Here is a 17,112-nt window from a genome sequence, read left to right on the forward strand (position 1 = left end):
AAAAGGGGGCACCTTTCCTGCGCACTCCAGGCATGGGGCAGGTGCATCGCCGCCAAGGCCAAAGGCCCAAAGCGCGCCCGCGTCGCCGTCGTCCGTAAGCTCGCCGTCCTGCTGCACCGCCTTTGGTTAGCCCGACGCCAGAAGCAGCCGCGAGAGCGATGTCGGGTGCGCGATCACGGCGCAGGTGGCTTCCAGCAGCGCTGCAAGTTCCGGCATGCTCATGTCAGGCTCTTCCTCAACCCAGGCGATCAACTGGCCCTGATAGCCTGCCATCTTGCCGGTGCCACGCGGTGGCCCCTGGGGGGGCGGTTCGAGCGACCCTGTCTTCGCCATGCGCTGCGCCAATCGAACGCCCGTGCTCGCGCTGACCCCAAAGCGTTGAGCCGCAGCACGGCGCGACTTGCCCAACGCTACGTCCCCGTAAACCTGCTCCCGAAGATCAACCGATGCGCTTTGCCCATGATCCAGCTCCGATCACGGTGAATCACATCACAGCACCAAAGAGAATCCCATTCGATTCAGATTTTACGCTCGATGCTCTAAGGCGTATCCGCGACGGCGGAATCACGCCGCGCTTGCGATAGCCCCGCCAAGGATCCTGAGACGGAGCCACATATTGATCACTGACCGGCGCCATTCCTCAGTGGCTTCGCTCCGCCGACGCTGGGCGGGCACGTCCGGCCTTATGTATCTTATTATCCGCAGTTCTCGAAACGACTGAGGCACTAGGCGGTTCCCATAAGTCCCAGGTTGCTCAGAAGCTGGTAGATGGGCGTCATATCGGTAACCAAAATCGATCCTCATCTTCCAGACCGCGTTGCGGGAAATGTCAAAGTCGGATTTAGGTATTCACCCCTTGCACCTTAGTCCGGAACGGTGATTCGCGTATCGTCATCCCAGTTGTCGGCGGGCATCAAAATTTAGAATCGATCAACCAGCGAAGTGCCTGACACAGGAATTCACGCTTCAATTTCTCAACACAAAAAGATAATTTCAAGCTGAAGGTCTACATTTGGCTATGGTAGATCGTTGCCATTGGCGCAGATGAATCTCCTCGTCGGGATTAAGTGGACGAAATTCAGATAAGAGACGTTGAACTTCCAGGCAGCTCTTACGATCTTTCCTATTATTTAGGATGGAAACAAGGTCGAATACCGCATTCTTGTCATTCTGCGAAATAGCACGCCTGAACTGGATTTCTGCATTTGTTACATCATATCCGCGCAGTAAATAATATTGACCACTAAGGCGCGCAGCCCCATTCGTTTTTTTTAAAGATTCTCTATTGAGAAACCGCTGGCAAGCTTCAGCGAGGCTGGCATTTTCGTTTCTCTTGCCCAAGACCTCGGAGCAATAGGCCACCGACTTGGGGTTTTTCGGGCTGCCACATCCCCCTACGAGTGCAGCAAACGCAATCACCCATTTCCATTTCTCGGGAATCACTTCTGGTTCTCCCGCATCAGGTGAAGTTGGTTCACCCTAAACTGCCATTGCTTATATCGAGCGCTGTAAGAAACATTAATCAGATCTGACGAAATGGGGCGTCCTTGGAAGTATTCGTTAAATCCAAGTTTATTTCCACGGCCGTGCCTCTCGGTGTAAATTTCGTAATTAACGCGCTTTCCTGAAATATCGTTAATCGGAATAGTGACAAATCCAGAGGATGCATACACTCTTCCTTCCGTCAACTCGGAAAGCTCTAAGGGCAACGAACCCTCCGTGGTAAGGCAACTGAGTAAGATAACTGGATTTCCCTTTTGAAAACCTTTCGCGACGAGATCATCAAATATCTTTGCCGCGCTCACTGGATCCCTGTTAACCCCTTTTGATTCATCGTAGACCGTTCCCCCGCCTCCCCCGTGAGCGGTAACGATTCCGACGTCCACCGGTTGAGGCAATTGGTTGGCAGATTTGTACTCAATACTGTCGTACGGTAGGTAATTAAGGAGTTGCTTTCCGGTCGGATCCCGCAGATTCATTGGATCGTTATCCACATAGGAGTACAGATTTATCTGGTCCTCGTATCCAATCGGATCAGTCTGCAAAAAACGACCAAGACGCGATGAATATATCCGTGCCTTGTAATAATACATCTCGAGGTCCGGCAGCCAAGCTTGGGCTGTATATTGGAATGCGCCGACATCGCCGCCACTGGGTACGCCATATTCGTCATAGGTCTTGATCGCCAGCACGGCGCCTGATGCATCCGCTGAAGACACGATTGAGCCCTGGCGGTCGCTCTGCAGGCTACGCAGGTCGCCGAGGCCCGAACCCTCGTACCAGATCATCGGGTCGTCTTCGTCCGAGCCGTGGACATAGCGGCGCAACAGCGCGCCGGAAGCGCCGTCATATTCTGCGATGCGCTCGTCGCCGTCGTAGAGAAATTGGCGGACACCCGTCGCGTTGCTCGTCTGGTAGAGCCGACCCGCCGGGTCATAGACCATATTGGTGGATCGCGTTCCCATTGCGGCCACCAGCCGGTTCTCGGCATCATAGGTGAAGTTGGTGCCACCAGTTGCCGTCAGATTGCCGTTGGAATCATAGCTGAGCGAACCGGAACCCACGGCTGTATATTGGTTCAGTCCGTTGACAGTGTAGCTGTTATTCGTTGCCGCGTAGCCACTGAATGAATAAGCGGGATTATCACGTCCAAGCGTGGTGATCTGACTTGCCGGGTTATAGGCGAAGGTTGTGTTCAGGTCCGCTGTCGCCCCAGCCAGATTCTGCGAACTGCTGGTAAGGCGCGAGATAGGGTCATTATAGGCATAGATCGTAACGGTAGCGCCCAAGCCTAGGTGCGCATTCCCTGCGCATCGTAGCTCTGTTCGACAATCTGCGAGACATCATTTTCCTTGACTGCGATCAATCGGCTTGTCCGATCGTATTCGTAGCTGAAATATTTGCCGTCCGGGTGTATGACTTTCAACTTGTTGCCAGCAGCGTCGTAATCGTACGACACTTTACGACTATACCCGCCCATTACGGTTGTAGCCGCGCTTAACCGGCCGAGCGCATCATACTCGTTCCTAATGCCATCGTTGCCTGCAAGAGAATCGAATCGGGCGTTGGTCTGGAGACCGCGCAGGTCGTAGTTGTAATAGACGTCGCGTACCGCAGATGGGAGCGGTGGCGTGCATTCGAAGCCTGCGACGCAACTATCGGGCACGATCTTCGTCGTGACTCGATTGAGACCGTCATAGCTGTAGGCGAGCGTACGCCCGTCTCGCTTGGTCAGACGCGTGCGATTACCATTGCGATCATAGGCGTATTTTTCACAATCATCATCCGCGGTGGAAACCGCGCTCGGGCCGGAAATCCCATTTACTTCGGTGATTGGCCCGATCGCGCATGGCGCCGTTATCCCGGCATTGGTCTTTGAAGGGAACGCCCATGCCACTAAACGGTCGAAACCATCATAGGTATAGGTCGCGCGATTGCCGTTGGCGTCCGTGACGCTCGTCTGCTTGTCGCTGGTTGAGTAGGTGTAGGAGGCATAGATTTGCAAATCCGCAGTGCCGAGCCCCTTCTGGATCGACGTCACTCGCCCGACTTCGTCATAGGAATTGAAGGTAATTCGGTCTGGGCCGGACGCGCCAGGGGTGTCGGGGCTGCACGCGGAAGGCGGCAAGATTCCCCCGACCAAGGTGCCGTTGGATGCGATGGACGGGAAAGAAGGCAGGTTCATGCGAACCGTCGAGCATTGGACACGATCGAAAGCGTCGTAACTGTTCTGGGTGACCGCCGCGGTCGATGCGCTCGTCCCGGACGCGACCTTGACGAGGCGGCCCTGGATATATTGGTTCGCCGTCATTTGTAGTGGAGCAAACAGCGGCCAGCTCGCGTCTGAACCGTCTGGCACGGTGCCCTGTTCGATTAAGATCGGCTGGCCGTCAGAATTATAGGAGGTCCGGATTGCCAAGGGAGGCAGAGGCCCCGTGCCATCGGGATCGGATCCAACTTCCCCGATCTTCTGCTGAGCCGCGTCGTAGCGCTGCCGCGTGGTGTCGCCTGACCCGGGAAGCGGACCATCGACCTCCGAAACGTTACCGAAGAAATCATAATAGGTCGTGGTGTTTGCAAGAACAGTGCCGTCGCCGAGTTGCTTAGTCACTCCCGTCGGCAGAGCATGGCCGTAGCCATAGCTATATATAGTTTTGACCTCGTCAGAGGAGTTCGTGCAGCTCGCCTGTGTTCGGCAGATCGATGTCTGGGTCAGTCGGGGTGTGTCCCGGAACACCTGGGTGTTCCCGACCCAATAGGCCACGGATTGGTTGGTGTAGCTGTTGCGAGTCTGAGGCCGAATTCCGTTCGGGTCAGCAGGCTCCGTTATAGTCAGGGGACGACCCGACGCCGAATCATAGGTGAAATCGGTGGCGTTGCCCCGCGGGTCGGTGATTCTGATCGGATTGTTGCAGATGCGTATGTTTGCACAGCCTACTTCATACTCAGCGGTCGTGACCAGCGGGGTGCCGCCAATGGCGGGCTTCGGAATGGTCGTGATCGAGGTAATATTGCCTTGAGCATTATAGGCATAATGTGCGCCGTCATTATCCGGGCGTGTAATGTCGGTGAGTCGAGTATAGCTGTCATAGGCGAACTGGGTAGTGCGGTTGAGCTCGTCGATCACTGCCGTAACTGGGCCAGGTTTAGCCTGGTGAGTGACCTTCTTGGTCTTATTGGCCGGATCTGTAACCGTGGTAGTGCCGGCGCCGGTCGAGCTGTCGGAGAAATTGTAGCTGTAGCCCCACTGAATCCCGTTCCTGGTAAAGCTCGTAACGCGGTGGTTGCCGTCATAGGTGATGATCGCCGTCACTCCTCCCGGCGAAACCACTTGGGTCATGTCGCCGTTTGAATTGAAGGTATAGGTAGTGACGCGACCCAATGCGTCTGTGAAGGTCTGGGTCGTATTTTTGGGGCGCAGGTAACTTTTGGTATTATCTGTGCCATTCAGACTCTGCGTTTGCACGACCATTGACTGAGTGCGGCTAGGCGAGGCGGTCATCGTGAAAGTGATCGACTGGCTGTAATAATTACCCGTCTTGGCGACAGTGTAACCGTCCGGACGCCAGATCTTGATGTCGCCCCCATTGCTGTTCACTGTTGCCTGCACCGGCTGATCGGATAGATAGGTCGTTGTGCCTTCCGCGGGGTCGAATTTCACCGCAGGCCATGTGCGCGTGTTGCCATAGGCTTCGTTGTCGTAACGCGCGTTCGGGGGATAGCCGCCACTATAAGGCAGATTGCCCATGAATGAGATCGTCACCCCATTTCGCGATGTATATTTGCACTGGTCGAGCCATCCGTTCCCAGAAAGGCCTCCGGTGAAATAGCACGCTAGCGCTCCGCCAACATTCGGTTTTTTCTGGGTATATACCAGCCGAGTGCCCGGCGGTGGCAAAGGAACTGACTCCGTTTGTTGTGTCGCATCGGCAAATTCGTCGCTGACTCCGTCATATTCGACAATGACGTGCCAATCCTTATCGAACCACAAGCGGGGCGTGTTCGGTAACCAGCCTTGTCCCGACCACGTGAAATAAAAGGTCGCAGGCCGCTCGCCACTGCCCATAGAGAGAACGGGGGATTGGACGCGGAAGCGGCCTGAGAGTAGATCGACGCCGTTTCTATCCACCGGATTGTAGGAGGGCGCGTTGAGGGCATCACCGCTCTTCTGACCGGCCTGCTGCGCATATGCGCTAACGGGAGCGGACGAGGCGAGCAAAGCGCAGATGAGTTTCTTCACGTTTTGTCTCGATCATGACTATTTAGGGAAGAATTTGAGGCGCTGGACCTCGCCATTCGCAAATGGACGGTCGCCTTGTCGGTATTCGGTCTATCCGAAACCGCATAGCGGCGTTGTCGTGTTGATTGTGATGGACCCGGTCGAAGTTGCACCAAGACTGTCTGCCACGACATAGGAGAAAGTGGATACACTGACATGCCCATCCGCAACGAGCTCGATCAGATTAGTGCCGAGGCCAGATGGCGTCACAGTGATGCTTGCACCACCTGACAGTCTCGTCACGCTCACCAGCGCAAGTGGAACGTTGTTTTCTGGGTCTGTGTCATTTGTGAGCGGGTTGAAGTTGAAGGTCGAACTGTTACAGGCCATCGTCCGCGCGTCCGCGACGGCCACCGGTGGCTGATTGCCCGGCGTTGGTGTCGGCGTTGGTGTCGGCGTTGGTGTCGGCGTCGGCGTTGGTGTCGGCGTTGGTGTCGGCGTTGGTGTCGGCGTTGGTGTCGGCGTACCGCTTACAGCATAGTTGGTACGATTGCCCGCCGGATCGAAGGTTGTCGCCATGTCGACGCCGTGGTTCGGTCCGCCCGCGCGTGCGCTTGATACTAGGCGGCCCAGCGAGTTGTAGACATAGGTCGTGGTTTCCGACGCTATTGACGAAGATTCCACGAGAACTGCCGCGGCCGCAGCCCCGACAAGCAACAGCGAGCGCGTGCGCATGCAATATTCTCCCCGCCAGAAAAATGCAGCCAGAGATGTCCGCAAATCTGTCCCGAGTTGATGGTGGCGCTGGGGGCAGGCTTGGTCAACCGCCTTTACAGGGGAATGTGACCGTTATGGATCAAATAGTTGTCGGATAGTGCGGTCAACGACCCATCATTATGGTGCATCTCGGATGTGAGTTCCGGCGATTATCACCGCAATGCGAAACCGATCGGCCGGGCGCCAGAATTCGGCCATAGTCGGTCGCGGCCATTTCGTTCACGCAGTACGTGGCGAGATTACGGTGCGGGGGTTGATCGACGTGCCGTTGCACAGGCCGATAAAGCCGTACGGCGTATCTAAGATCTTCTGGCCGGACCCTGGTGACGTTGTTGGGATTGCGCGCGGTGTTTGGCGTGCCGGGATTTGTGATCACGATCTGCGGTTCCCGATAATAGCCGGTCGGCATCCTGATTGGACTATCCTGCGCTGTCGGCAACAACACAGGTCAACGATCGACCGATGCAGCTTGGGTGGGACGGCGTCCCGGCCCAGCGAGCATCTGCATCTCGGCAGCGGGCAGGGGGCGACGGGAGCAGAGCACGCCGCACCATAGGTTCTTTTTGTCTTGATAGTCGCTCGCTGGCCCGCTAGGCGCACCCCCCTGCAATGTGTCGGGGCGTGGCGCAGTCTGGTAGCGCACTGGTCTCGGGGTCCAGGGGTCGTAGGTTCGAATCCTATCGCCCCGACCATTGCAGCTTTCTTTTCCGATATTCTTCGCGCGAGAACGATGAGCCCCGATACGGGCCACGTCGCTCCGAACCCGCGCCTCAGCTCCGGGCGCCGAGCATTTCCGCGATGCTGGTGAATTTCTCGCGCGGTGCGCCGTCCCGCGCGCGGGCGATCTCGGCTGCCTCGATCTTCTGCCAGTCGCGAAAGGTGACGACGTCGACGCCGCGCCCGGCCAGCAATGAATCCAGCCCGGTTCGGCCTGCCTTGCCGCTGTCGCCGGCCAGATCGGCGGCGATATGATCGGCGATCAGGAAACCATCGGGCCGGTTGGTGCCGATCGTGCCCGTCGGGCCGCGGCGGGCCCAGCCGACCGCATAAAGGCCCGGCGCGATCCGACCATCGACGTTGGCGAAGCGGCCGAGCGTTTCGTCATAGGGGACGCCGTCGATCGGCGGTGTGCGGTAGCCGATGCAGCTGATCACCAGCCCCGCCGGTATTGCATACGTCTCGCCGGTGCCGGTCGCGCGGCCCGCTGCGTCGATCGCGGTCCGCTCGACGACCACGCGTTCGGCCTTGCCGTTCCCCTCGACCCGCACCGGCATCGCGTAGAAATCGAAATCCACATCGATCTGCTTGCGGTCGGTGCGGGTGGCGAAATCGCGCAAATGGGTGACCGACTTGCGTTGACCCGGATCGAGCGCGGCGTCTTCTGCAACGGGCGGCAGGTCGGCTGGATCGACATGCGGCACCGCACGCTCGAGATGGCCGAGCTCGCCCAGTTCCTTCGGGGTCATCGCGATCTGGTGCGGGCCGCGGCGCGCGAGGATCGTGATCCGGTCATGGGCGCCGGTGCGGAGATGGTCGAGCGCGTGGCCGACAATGTCGGAACCGGCGAATTCGCTCTCCGCCTTGGCGAGGATCCGCGCGACGTCCAGCGCGACATTGCCCGCGCCGACCACCACCGCGCCGGGCCCGTGCAGCGGCGGGTTGAGTCCGGCGAAATCGGGATGGCCGTTGTACCAGCCGACGAACGCCGCCGATCCGATCACGCCAGGCAGGTCGTCGCCCGGCACCCCCAACGGCTTGTCGACCGGCGCGCCGGTCGCCAGCACCACTGCGTCGTACAAGGCGCCCAGCTCGGCGATGGTCACGTCGGGCCCGACGCTCACATTGCCGACGAAGCGGACATTGTCAGTCAATGCAACCGCCTCGTAGCGGCGCGATACGCCCTTGATCGACTGGTGATCGGGCGCGACGCCGGTGCGGATCAGGCCGTAGGGCACGGGCAGCCGATCGATGATATCGACGCGCACGTCGTCGCCGAACGTCTTCTGGCATGCCTCGGCAGTGTAATAGCCGGCCGGTCCCGAACCGATGATCGCGATGTGACGCAAGGCCGCTCTCCTGATTTTCCGGGGATGCTAACGGCATGGCGCGCAAGGGCAAGCGGCGGAGCGTGGTCGCATCCCGATCGCATAGAGCTTGTCCGCCGCGGCGAGTCCGGTTCACCTGCTCTTCATGAGCGATCTTCCCTCCACCTCTGCTCCGGACGTGCTGTCCGAAGTGCTGCGCGCGGTCCGGCTGAACGGATCGGTATTCATGGACGGGCGCTTCGCGGCGCCGTTCGGGGTAATCAGTCCTGCGCGGTGGGACGATATCCAGCCGATGGCGCATCTGCGCCATGTCAGTGTGTTCCACCTGATCGCCGCGGGCAGCTGCATGATGGAGACGATCGACGGCACCCGCCGCACGCTGACTGCCGGCGACGTCGTGCTGATGCCGTTCACCGCGGCGCACCGCTTCTGGGCGGGCGAGCCGGACCGGTTCGTCACGGCGGAAGATGTGCTCGAGCCCGGCAGGATCGATGGCGTCGCGACGGTCTCGGTCGCTGGCGACGGCGCCGCCACGCGGCTGGTCTGCGGCTTCCTCGAATCCGCCGAGCTGCTGGCGACGCCGCTGTTCCGCACGCTGCCGCCGCTGCTGGTGGAACGTACGGCTGACGATCCGCTCACCGGCATGCTTGCCGGCACCGTCGGCGAGATCCTCCGCCAGCTCGAACTGGCTCGGCCCGGCGCGCCGGTGTTGCTCGGCAAGCTGATGGAATTGCTGTTCGTCGAGGTGCTGCGGCGCCACGCTGGGCGGCTGCCCGAGGGATCGACGGGCCTGCTCGCGGCGCTGAACGACCCGATCGTCGGGCGGGCGCTGCAGGCGATCCATACCGAGCCGGCGCGGCGCTGGAACGTCGCGATGCTCGCGCGCGAAGCGGGCGCGTCGCGCACCGTGCTGGCCGAGCGCTTCAATGCGGTGCTCGGCAAGCCGCCGATCGAATATGTCGCCGCCTGGCGGCTGCAACTCGCCGCCGAACACCTGCGCGCCGGCAATGACGCCATCGCGCGCATCGCCGAAGCGGTCGGCTATGAAAGCGAGGCCTCGTTCGGCCGCGCATTCAAGCGCGTGCTGGGCGTGAGCCCGGGCCGGTGGCGCTCGGGGGGAAGCGAGCGCCGGGCGGCAGGCTGACAAGGTGTCAGCCGTCGACAGACAACCCCAGCGCGTGCCGCCCGCTATAGAGCTGCTGCTCGCGTTCCCGCAACGGGTGGAAGCGCGCGCCCTGCAGATCACGGAAGCGCAACTCCAGCCCGGCCGGACGATAGAAGCCCGCGCCGCCGGCGCATTCAAGCGCCTTCTCGCCGACCTTCAACGCTGCCTGACCCGTCAGCGTGCGCAGCTTCATCACGCGATCGGTGCTGGCCTCGCCCGGCAAGCCGACCGTCGCGGCGACCAGCGCGGTCCATAGGGCGCCGAGGCCGGCATGCGCCGTCTCCAGTTCCCCGACCGCGAGCAGGGCCAGCGGGTCTCCGGACTTCGTTTTTGCCAGGTCGACCGCAACGTCGCGCGCCGCATCGGCCACGCCGGTATAGACGGAATAGATCAGCGGAAACGCGATCATGCTGACGATATGGAACAGCGGGTGCCATGGGCCGGCTGGTCGCCGTCCGCTGACTGCGGCGTCGGGGATGAACACGTCCTCCACCAGCACATCGTGCGACCCCGTGCCGCGCATGCCGAGCGTATCCCAGGTCGTGGCGATGCCGACACCCTCGGCCTTTAGTGGCAGGGCGAAGTGCAGCACGGTGGGGCCGTCCTGCGGATCGTCATAGACCGCGCTGGTGCCGAGCAGGTCGCCAGCCGGCGAGCCGCTGGCAAATCCCTTGCGCGCATCGATGCGGAACCCGCCCTCTACCTTGCGGGCGGTCCCGCCGCCGGGAAGCCAGTCCGAGGCGCCGCTGGAGACCATCCGCACACCTTCGCCGGCGACCTTGCGCAACAGCCCCTCGGTCGGTGCATTCTGGTGCCGCCAGCGCCATGCCGCGGCGGCGACCTGATGGGTGTGCATCGCCAGGGCAAGCGCGGTCGAGCCGCAGCGGGCGCCGAGGGCCCGCAGCATCTCGCACAGCTCGTCGGCGAACAGACCGCCACCGCCGAAGTCGACGGGCACGGCGAGGGCGAAGAAGCCATGGCGCTGGAGCAGATCGAGATTTTCGGCGACGAAGCTGCCGTCGCGATCGCACGCCGCGCCGGCGGCTTCGAGTTGCGGGCCGAAGCGGTCGAGGACGTCGCGCCAGTCGGGAGCGTTGCCGAGCGGGGTCGCGTTGCGAGGGAGGGCGTCGACAGGGAGGGTGGGGGCCGCACCGGGATTCGTCATGGTCGTCTCCATCTTTCACCCCACGAAAGGGGGCGCTGCCTGGATTCAGCTAGACGCCCGGCACGCGGCCCAACATGGCCGCGCCGCCGGGATTTAGTGCCGATCTACCGGCAGTTGAATCAACCCCGGCGCTTCGCCCGCCAGGCCTTCACCGCCGCCATGGTGCCGGTGACATGCCCGGCCGGGCTCATCTCGGAATGCACGAAGATCACCTTGCCGTTGGGCGCGATGACATAGGAGGTGCGGTTGGTCATCACCCGCTCGCCCTTGCCGATATGTACGTCATAGCCGCTGATCGTCGCCGGCTTGGCCACGCCGACCGGGAAGGCGTCGCGGCATTCGACCTTGGAGAAGCTGGCGAGCTTGTCGATCGGATCGGCCGACAGCCCGATCAGAGTCGCGCCGTTCTTCTGGAACTCGGCACTGGCGAGGGCGAACTCATGCGCCTCGATCGTGCAGCCCTTGGTGAAGGCGGCGGGGAAGAAATAGACGACCACCGGGCCTTTGCGCAGCGCGGATTTCAGCGCGAAGGTGAACTGCTTGCCGCCCAACGCCGCCTGGGTGGTGAAATCCGGCGCCTTGGCCCCGACGGGAAGCGCGGCATTGGCGGGAGCCGCGGCCAGCATCGTAACGGCAAGAGCGAAAGCGACGGATTTCATCGAAGGTCTCCGGTAGTGGAATCGCGCCTATCGTAACGGCGGGATGCCCTGCTGGACAGGCCCCTTCGCGCGCACGACGCGAAGGGGACAAATCCGTCATTCGCACTTATACGTGACGCTCTGACCGCAAGGCTGACCGGTGGGGGCGATCTTGGTGTTCAGCACCCAGCCGACATTGTCATTCTCGTCGGCGACTTCCCACCACAGGCCGTTCTTGGTGCCGGTGGGATAGATCACCGAGCCGGCCGGCAGCGTGCGGATCACCTTGCCGCTTGCGGCGGCCGTGCTGCGCATGGCGACCGGACCCTGTGCGGTATAGGTCTTGCTCGGCGCGGCCTGCGCAGTGCCAGCGTCGCCCGGCGTGACCAGACCAAGCTCAGTGACCATCTTCGCGTAAGCCTGGATGAAGGCGAGCGTCACGATCCGCCCGATATCGGTATTGTCATAGCCGCCGCCGACGACGCCGCCGCCGATGCCGGCACCGAATCCGCCGGCGCCGCCGCCGAAGGACAGGCTGTTCTTGGCTGCATAGCCATCCGTCGTCGAGATCGTCTCGGTCGTGCGGACGTTGGTGAGCGAGAGGACGGTGTTCGCCTCCATCTTGCGCGAGCGGATGCCGCCAAGGATGCCGCCCACGCCGCCGCCGACCAGGCCGCCGATGCCGGCGCCGATCCCGCTACCGCCGGAATTCTGGTTGGCGGCCTGAACCTCGGCGATCAGCACGTAATCCGCTGCCTTGATCTGGCCCTGACCGACGTTCGACCGACGTTGAAGCCCGAGGCCGCCGCCAATGTCGCGCTCGCGCTGGGCGGCGCTGAGGCCGGAGCCGCGATCGACGAGGTTGAAGCAGCCCGAGCGCTGCACCAGCACCTTCAGCAGTTTCTGCGGGGCGGCCAGCTGGAACTGAGTCCAGCCCGAGGGATCGTCACCGTCCATGACCGAGACGGTGCCGAGCTTGCGCGTGCAGCGCGGCACGTCCGTCATCATCTGTTCCTGGGTGCGTTGCGTCTTGGACGCCCGCGCCTGACCGCCACCGGCGAATGCGGGCGCTCCCGTTGCCACCAGCGCAGCAGCCGCGACACCGATCATCAAAATACGCATCTACTTTCTCCCCAAGCGCCATCCTGCAGGCGCGACTTCAATCCCGCTCCGGACGTTTCCGGAAGACGATGATTCTCCATGAAAATACCGATCAGCGACCCCCGTCGGCATCTGTTGCGCCCGCCTTATCAAAGCCCTTTGCGCGGCGGTAGGCGATTTTGCGACATGGCGATCCTTCGTGCGACGGAAAGTCGACAACCGGTCGACCGCCGCGACCGAGCTACGCCCGGGGTTCAGACTGCGAAGCGCGACCCCCTTCGCATCCTGCCTGTCCCCTGCTAACGCCCCCTGATCATGTCGACCGACCTTTCCCGAATCCGCAACTTCTCGATCATCGCGCATATCGATCACGGCAAGTCCACGCTCGCCGATCGCCTGATCCAGGAGACCGGCGGCCTTAGCGACCGCGAGATGTCCGAGCAGGTGCTCGACAATATGGATATCGAGCGCGAGCGCGGCATCACCATCAAGGCGCAGACCGTGCGCCTGCGCTACAAGGCGAATGACGGGCTCGATTACGAGCTCAACCTGATGGACACGCCGGGCCATGTCGATTTCGCCTATGAAGTGAGCCGCAGCCTGGCCGCGTGCGAAGGCGCGCTGCTGGTAGTGGACGCAGCGCAGGGCGTCGAGGCGCAGACCCTCGCCAATGTCTATCAGTCGATCGAGCACGACCATGAGATCGTGCCGGTCATCAACAAGATCGATCTGCCCGCGGCCGACCCGGACAAGGTGAAGGCCGAGATCGAGGAAGTGATCGGCCTGGACGCGTCCAACGCCGTGCTGACCTCGGCCAAGGCCGGGATCGGCATCAAGGACGTGCTCGAAGCGGTCGTCACCCGCATCCCGCCGCCCAAGGGCGATATCGATGCGCCGCTGAAGGCGATGCTGATCGACAGCTGGTACGATCCCTATCTCGGCGTCGTCATCCTGATCCGGGTGATGGCCGGCGTCCTGAAAAAGGGCCAGCAGATCAAGTTCATGCAGACCGGCACGCTGCATTTGGTCGACCGCGTCGGTTGCTTCCGCCCGAAGATCGAGCAGCTCGGCGAGCTTGCGGTCGGCGAGATCGGCTTCATCACCGCGCAGATCAAGGAAGTGGCGCAGACCCGCGTCGGCGACACCATCACCGATGCGAAGCGCCCCGCCGCCGAGCCGTTGCCGGGCTTCAAGGAAGTCCAGCCGGTGGTGTTCTGCGGCCTGTTCCCGGTCGACGCCAACGACTTCGAGAAATTGCGCGAGAGCATCTCCAAGCTGCGGCTGAACGACGCCAGCTTCAGCTTCGAGATGGAGACCAGCGCGGCGCTCGGCTTCGGCTTCCGCTGCGGCTTCCTCGGGCTGCTGCACCTCGAGATCATCCAGGAGCGGCTGACGCGCGAGTATGATCTCGACCTGATCACCACCGCGCCGTCGGTGGTCTATCAGATCGAGCTGGCGCACGGCGCCGGTCATATCGAGCTGCACAATCCGGCCGACATGCCCGACCCGAGCCGCATCGCGAGCATCGCCGAGCCGTGGATCGAGGCGGTGATCTATGTGCCCGACGAATATCTCGGCAGCATCCTGAAGCTGTGCCAGGATCGCCGCGGCATCCAGAAGAACCTGACCTATGTCGGCGGCCGTGCCCAGGCGACCTACGAGCTGCCGCTCAACGAAGTGGTGTTCGATTTCTACGACCGGCTGAAGAGCATCAGCCGGGGCTATGCCAGCTTCGATTATCACCAGATCGGCTATCGCGAGGGCGACCTCGTCAAGATGGGTATCCTGGTCAACAACGAGCCGGTCGATGCGCTGAGCATGATCGTCCACCGCGGCACGGCCGAAGCGCGCGGGCGCGGCATGTGCGAGCGGCTGAAGGACCTGATCCCGCGCCACCTGTTCAAGATCCCGATCCAGGCCGCGATCGGCGGCAAGGTGATCGCGCGCGAGACCATCGCGGCGATGCGCAAGGACGTGACCGCGAAGTGTTACGGCGGCGATGCCAGCCGCAAGCGCAAGCTGCTCGACAAGCAGAAAGAGGGCAAGAAGCGGATGCGGGAGTACGGCTCCGTGTCGATCCCGCAGGAGGCCTTCATCGCGGCGCTCCGAATGGGCGACGACGCCTGAGCGCCCGAGACCAGTGAGCGGATTGCGCCAGCAATCGCCGAACTGGACGAGGATCAGCGCCAGGCCGGCCGGCGACCGGTCGAGCTCGTCCTCGACCGGATCGTCCGACGACGCGGCTTTGCCGCGGCGCCACCCGCTATCCACGCCGATTTTCCGGTGCTCGTTTTTTCTTCCGCTGTTATGTTGGATTTTCGACCGGAAATTCCGGTGTGACGTCAACGGCTTGGGCCCCGTTTTCCCTGTTACGCCGTAACAGCGGAAAACCGTGTCGAAATCGGGCGATATTTTCCGCTGTACGTCGCGAATTCGCACCGAAATTGCCCCTGCTCGATTCAATCTTGCGTTGGGATCGGGTTTTGAGAGGGTGGGGCTGGCCATGGCGCGTGCGTGACATGGCCGAGCGGAAGATTGAATCGAGCGGGTGGTGCGAGGTGCGACAAGCTCGGCCCGAATGAGTGTGAGGGTAAATCCTCAAGCTGCCTGTCGCCCGTCAAACCCCTCTGTCGCCAGCATCACCGTCTTGGGCACAGCCTGTTCTCCGCTGAGATAGTAAGCGATCGTCCGCCGCGAGAGCCCAAGCGACTCCGCAGCCCGGTCCAGCGTCAGCCCGTGCCGTTCCATCCAGGAACGGAATGCATCCGCCGGCATCGTCTCCCCCGCCTGCTCGTCGGCCCAGCGACGAAGCTGCGCCGCTCCGAAATCGATCCCACACGCAGGCCATTCGACCGACCACCCGTCCTCGGCCAGATGAATGCGGTGAAATGTCTCCGGGTTCCGGAGTGGCGCCAGCACGGCCCGGGCCCCGATAACCGGCGCAAGATCGATTTCGCTCCGCTGCCCATCGTCCCAGGTGACCACCAAGCCTGCCTGGCCGCGTGTCACCGCGCTCTTGATCCTGCCAATGCTCATCGACCGTCTCCGCCCACTTTGCCTCGATCAGCGCGATATTATCGGCCGCCCAATCGAGTGCCTCGCGCAGATCTATCCTGCCGCTCATCGCGATCACCTCAAGCGACCCGATCGCCACCTGAGCCGCGCCTTCCCGACCCAATACGTGAAAATGCGGCGGCGGATGATCGGCGAAGAACAGTGCAATCTCCGTCGTCGAGAACCGCATGATCCGGGGCATGACAATTCTAATAGTGCAATGATTGCACTATGGCAATATAAGCACTCCTTGGAGGCAAGGGAGGAGCGCCATTGCGAGCGTCCGACGAAAGCGCCCTCCGCCTAACCCCGCGCCGCCACGGCGCTCCCGCCGAACACGACATGCTGGCGTCCCTGCGCCGTGAACAGGCCGTAGATCATCGCTGCCTCCGGCGCGCTGGCCGCATCAAGCACCGCGAGCTGCTCGGCGGGCAGGCGGAGGTCGGTTGCGGCGATGTTGTCGTGTATCTGCGATACGCGGCTCACGCCCATCAGCGCGGTATCCACGCCTGGCCGCGACAGTATCCAGGCCAGCGCCACGCGCGCCGGCGTCTCGCCGATTGCATCCGCCACGTCGCGCAGGGCATCGACGATACGCCAGTTGCGCTCCGTGAAGAGGGCGTCGCCAAAAGGGTTCGCCCCGTCGAGCCGCTTGTCGCCTTCGGCGCGCGGCGCGCCAGTCCCGGCTTCGCTGGGCAGGCCGCCGGCGCGGGGCGCAGCCGCCTCTACGGTCGCGCGATCATATTTGCCGGTGAGCAGGCCGTAGGCGAGCGGGCTCCAGGGCATCATGCCGAGGCCCATGTCGCGCGCGAGCGGGATGTGCTCGGCTTCCACTTCGCGGCTGACCAACGAATAGAAATATTGCAGGGCGATGGGCCCGGGCTGGCCGTGCGCCGACGCCAGCGTCGCGAGTTTCGCCACATACCATGCCGGCGCATTGGACATGCCCCAATAGCGAATCTTGCCCGCGCGGACGAGGCCGGCCATCGTCTCGAGCAGCTCCTCGGGCGGCGTGACCGAATCCCAGACATGCACCCAATAGAGATCGATATAATCCGTGCCGAGCCGGCGCAGCGACCCCTCCAGCGCGGCATGGATATGCTTCGCGCCATTGCCGCCGGCGTGCGGGCCGGTGCCGGCGGCAAAGCCGGCTTTCGTGGCGATGACGAGACGGTCGCGCAGGCCGCGATCGGCGATGATTGCGCCCAGCATCTCCTCGCTCCGGCCGCTGGCATAGACGTCAGCGGTATCGACCACATTCCCGCCGGCCTCGACATAGGCGTCGAACACGGCCTCGGCCGCCGGGCGCTCCATGCCCCAGCGCGCGACGCCGAAGGTCATCGTGCCCAGCGCGAGTGGGCTGACGACGAGGCCCGAACGGCCCAGCGTGCGATAATCCGTAAGCGACATGGCAGAGCTTTCGTAGTGATCGATATGAAACGTCCTTG

General features: G+C 62.3%; 13 protein-coding genes, 1 tRNA gene and 1 pseudogene. 3 read left to right on the forward strand and 12 right to left on the reverse strand.

All coding sequences use genetic code 11. From position 1 onward, the window contains the following. Positions 1–126: 126 nt before the first annotated feature. From U1769_RS08010 to U1769_RS08030, 5 genes are all read right to left on the reverse strand, one after another. Positions 127–333 (reverse strand): helix-turn-helix domain-containing protein, encoded by a 207-nt coding sequence (locus tag U1769_RS08010; RefSeq protein WP_332714507.1) that lies wholly within the window; start codon positions 331–333, stop codon positions 127–129. A 660-nt stretch (positions 334–993) separates the two neighbouring features. Then, positions 994–1,443 (reverse strand): hypothetical protein, encoded by a 450-nt coding sequence (locus tag U1769_RS08015; RefSeq protein ID WP_332714509.1) that lies wholly within the window; start codon positions 1,441–1,443, stop codon positions 994–996. After that, positions 1,440–2,789 carry an RHS repeat domain-containing protein gene (locus U1769_RS08020; protein ID WP_332714511.1) on the reverse strand — a complete coding sequence of 450 codons (1,350 nt, stop codon included), beginning with the start codon at positions 2,787–2,789 and terminating at the stop codon, positions 1,440–1,442. Before U1769_RS08020 ends, U1769_RS08015 begins: the two co-directional genes overlap by 4 nt. A 2-nt stretch (positions 2,790–2,791) precedes the next feature. Then, a complete protein-coding gene (locus tag U1769_RS08025; protein WP_332714514.1) occupies positions 2,792–5,740 on the reverse strand; it encodes an RHS repeat domain-containing protein in 2,949 nt (982 codons plus the stop codon). Positions 5,741–5,830: 90 nt separating this feature from the next. Further along, positions 5,831–6,454 (reverse strand): Ig-like domain-containing protein, encoded by a 624-nt coding sequence (locus tag U1769_RS08030; protein ID WP_332714516.1) that lies wholly within the window; start codon positions 6,452–6,454, stop codon positions 5,831–5,833. A 657-nt stretch (positions 6,455–7,111) separates the two neighbouring features. On the opposite strand from U1769_RS08030, the gene U1769_RS08035 reads away from it, so the two are divergent. Further along, positions 7,112–7,188, forward strand: a tRNA-Pro gene (locus U1769_RS08035). Between the two features lie 78 nt (positions 7,189–7,266). On the opposite strand, the gene U1769_RS08040 is transcribed toward U1769_RS08035, so the two are convergent. Further along, on the reverse strand, positions 7,267–8,562 hold the full coding sequence (locus U1769_RS08040; RefSeq protein ID WP_332714518.1) for an FAD-dependent oxidoreductase: 1,296 nt from the start codon (positions 8,560–8,562) through the stop codon (positions 7,267–7,269). Positions 8,563–8,686: 124 nt separating this feature from the next. On the opposite strand from U1769_RS08040, the gene U1769_RS08045 reads away from it, so the two are divergent. After that, a complete protein-coding gene (locus U1769_RS08045; RefSeq protein WP_332714520.1) occupies positions 8,687–9,685 on the forward strand; it encodes an AraC family transcriptional regulator in 999 nt (332 codons plus the stop codon). 7 nt (positions 9,686–9,692) lie between these two features. Here U1769_RS08045 and U1769_RS08050 read toward each other — a convergent pair whose 3' ends face one another. The 3 genes from U1769_RS08050 to U1769_RS08060 form a co-directional block, all read right to left on the reverse strand. Continuing rightward, complete coding sequence (locus U1769_RS08050; protein ID WP_332714522.1) at positions 9,693–10,871, reverse strand: acyl-CoA dehydrogenase family protein; 1,179 nt, start codon at positions 10,869–10,871, stop codon at positions 9,693–9,695. A gap of 119 nt (positions 10,872–10,990) precedes the next feature. Continuing rightward, a complete protein-coding gene (locus tag U1769_RS08055) occupies positions 10,991–11,530 on the reverse strand; it encodes a peroxiredoxin (RefSeq protein WP_332714524.1) in 540 nt (179 codons plus the stop codon). Positions 11,531–11,626: 96 nt separating this feature from the next. After that, positions 11,627–12,631, reverse strand: coding sequence for a CsgG/HfaB family protein (locus U1769_RS08060; protein ID WP_332714526.1), 1,005 nt, complete (start codon positions 12,629–12,631; stop codon positions 11,627–11,629). A 294-nt stretch (positions 12,632–12,925) separates the two neighbouring features. Here U1769_RS08060 and lepA point away from each other — a divergent pair, with 294 nt between their 5' ends. Beyond that, positions 12,926–14,737, forward strand: a complete 1,812-nt coding sequence (gene lepA / locus U1769_RS08065; RefSeq protein ID WP_332714528.1) for a translation elongation factor 4 — start codon at positions 12,926–12,928, stop codon at positions 14,735–14,737. Positions 14,738–15,208: 471 nt separating this feature from the next. Here lepA and U1769_RS08070 read toward each other — a convergent pair whose 3' ends face one another. The 3 genes and pseudogenes from U1769_RS08070 to U1769_RS08075 form a co-directional block, all read right to left on the reverse strand. Beyond that, the gene (locus tag U1769_RS08070) at positions 15,209–15,646 is read right to left on the reverse strand and encodes a DUF2442 domain-containing protein (protein WP_332714530.1); all 438 of its coding nucleotides are present in this window, start codon (positions 15,644–15,646) and stop codon (positions 15,209–15,211) included. A 25-nt stretch (positions 15,647–15,671) separates the two neighbouring features. Beyond that, a pseudogene (locus U1769_RS25615) lies at positions 15,672–15,866 on the reverse strand (DUF4160 domain-containing protein); the annotation flags it as partial. 101 nt (positions 15,867–15,967) lie between these two features. Then, the gene (locus tag U1769_RS08075) at positions 15,968–17,074 is read right to left on the reverse strand and encodes an aldo/keto reductase (protein WP_332714532.1); all 1,107 of its coding nucleotides are present in this window, start codon (positions 17,072–17,074) and stop codon (positions 15,968–15,970) included. Between the last annotated feature and the right edge of the window lie 38 nt (positions 17,075–17,112).

Source organism: Parasphingomonas zepuensis (assembly GCF_036663735.1).
In the GTDB taxonomy this organism is placed as follows: Bacteria; Pseudomonadota; Alphaproteobacteria; order Sphingomonadales; family Sphingomonadaceae; genus Sphingomonas.

Bases quoted from the DNA above. Each gene is read 5' to 3' on its own strand.
- U1769_RS08055 (WP_332714524.1), bottom strand. From the start codon at position 11,530: ATGAAATCCGTCGCTTTCGCTCTTGCCGTTACGATGCTGGCCGCGGCT.
- U1769_RS08045 (WP_332714520.1), top strand. From the start codon at position 8,687: ATGAGCGATCTTCCCTCCACCTCTGCTCCGGACGTGCTGTCCGAAGTG.
- U1769_RS08050 (WP_332714522.1), bottom strand. From the start codon at position 10,871: ATGACGAATCCCGGTGCGGCCCCCACCCTCCCTGTCGACGCCCTCCCT.
- U1769_RS08075 (WP_332714532.1), bottom strand. From the start codon at position 17,074: ATGTCGCTTACGGATTATCGCACGCTGGGCCGTTCGGGCCTCGTCGTC.
- U1769_RS08010 (WP_332714507.1), bottom strand. From the start codon at position 333: ATGGCGAAGACAGGGTCGCTCGAACCGCCCCCCCAGGGGCCACCGCGT.
- U1769_RS08070 (WP_332714530.1), bottom strand. From the start codon at position 15,646: ATGAGCATTGGCAGGATCAAGAGCGCGGTGACACGCGGCCAGGCAGGC.
- U1769_RS08030 (WP_332714516.1), bottom strand. From the start codon at position 6,454: ATGCGCACGCGCTCGCTGTTGCTTGTCGGGGCTGCGGCCGCGGCAGTT.
- lepA (WP_332714528.1), top strand. From the start codon at position 12,926: ATGTCGACCGACCTTTCCCGAATCCGCAACTTCTCGATCATCGCGCAT.
- U1769_RS08060 (WP_332714526.1), bottom strand. From the start codon at position 12,631: ATGCGTATTTTGATGATCGGTGTCGCGGCTGCTGCGCTGGTGGCAACG.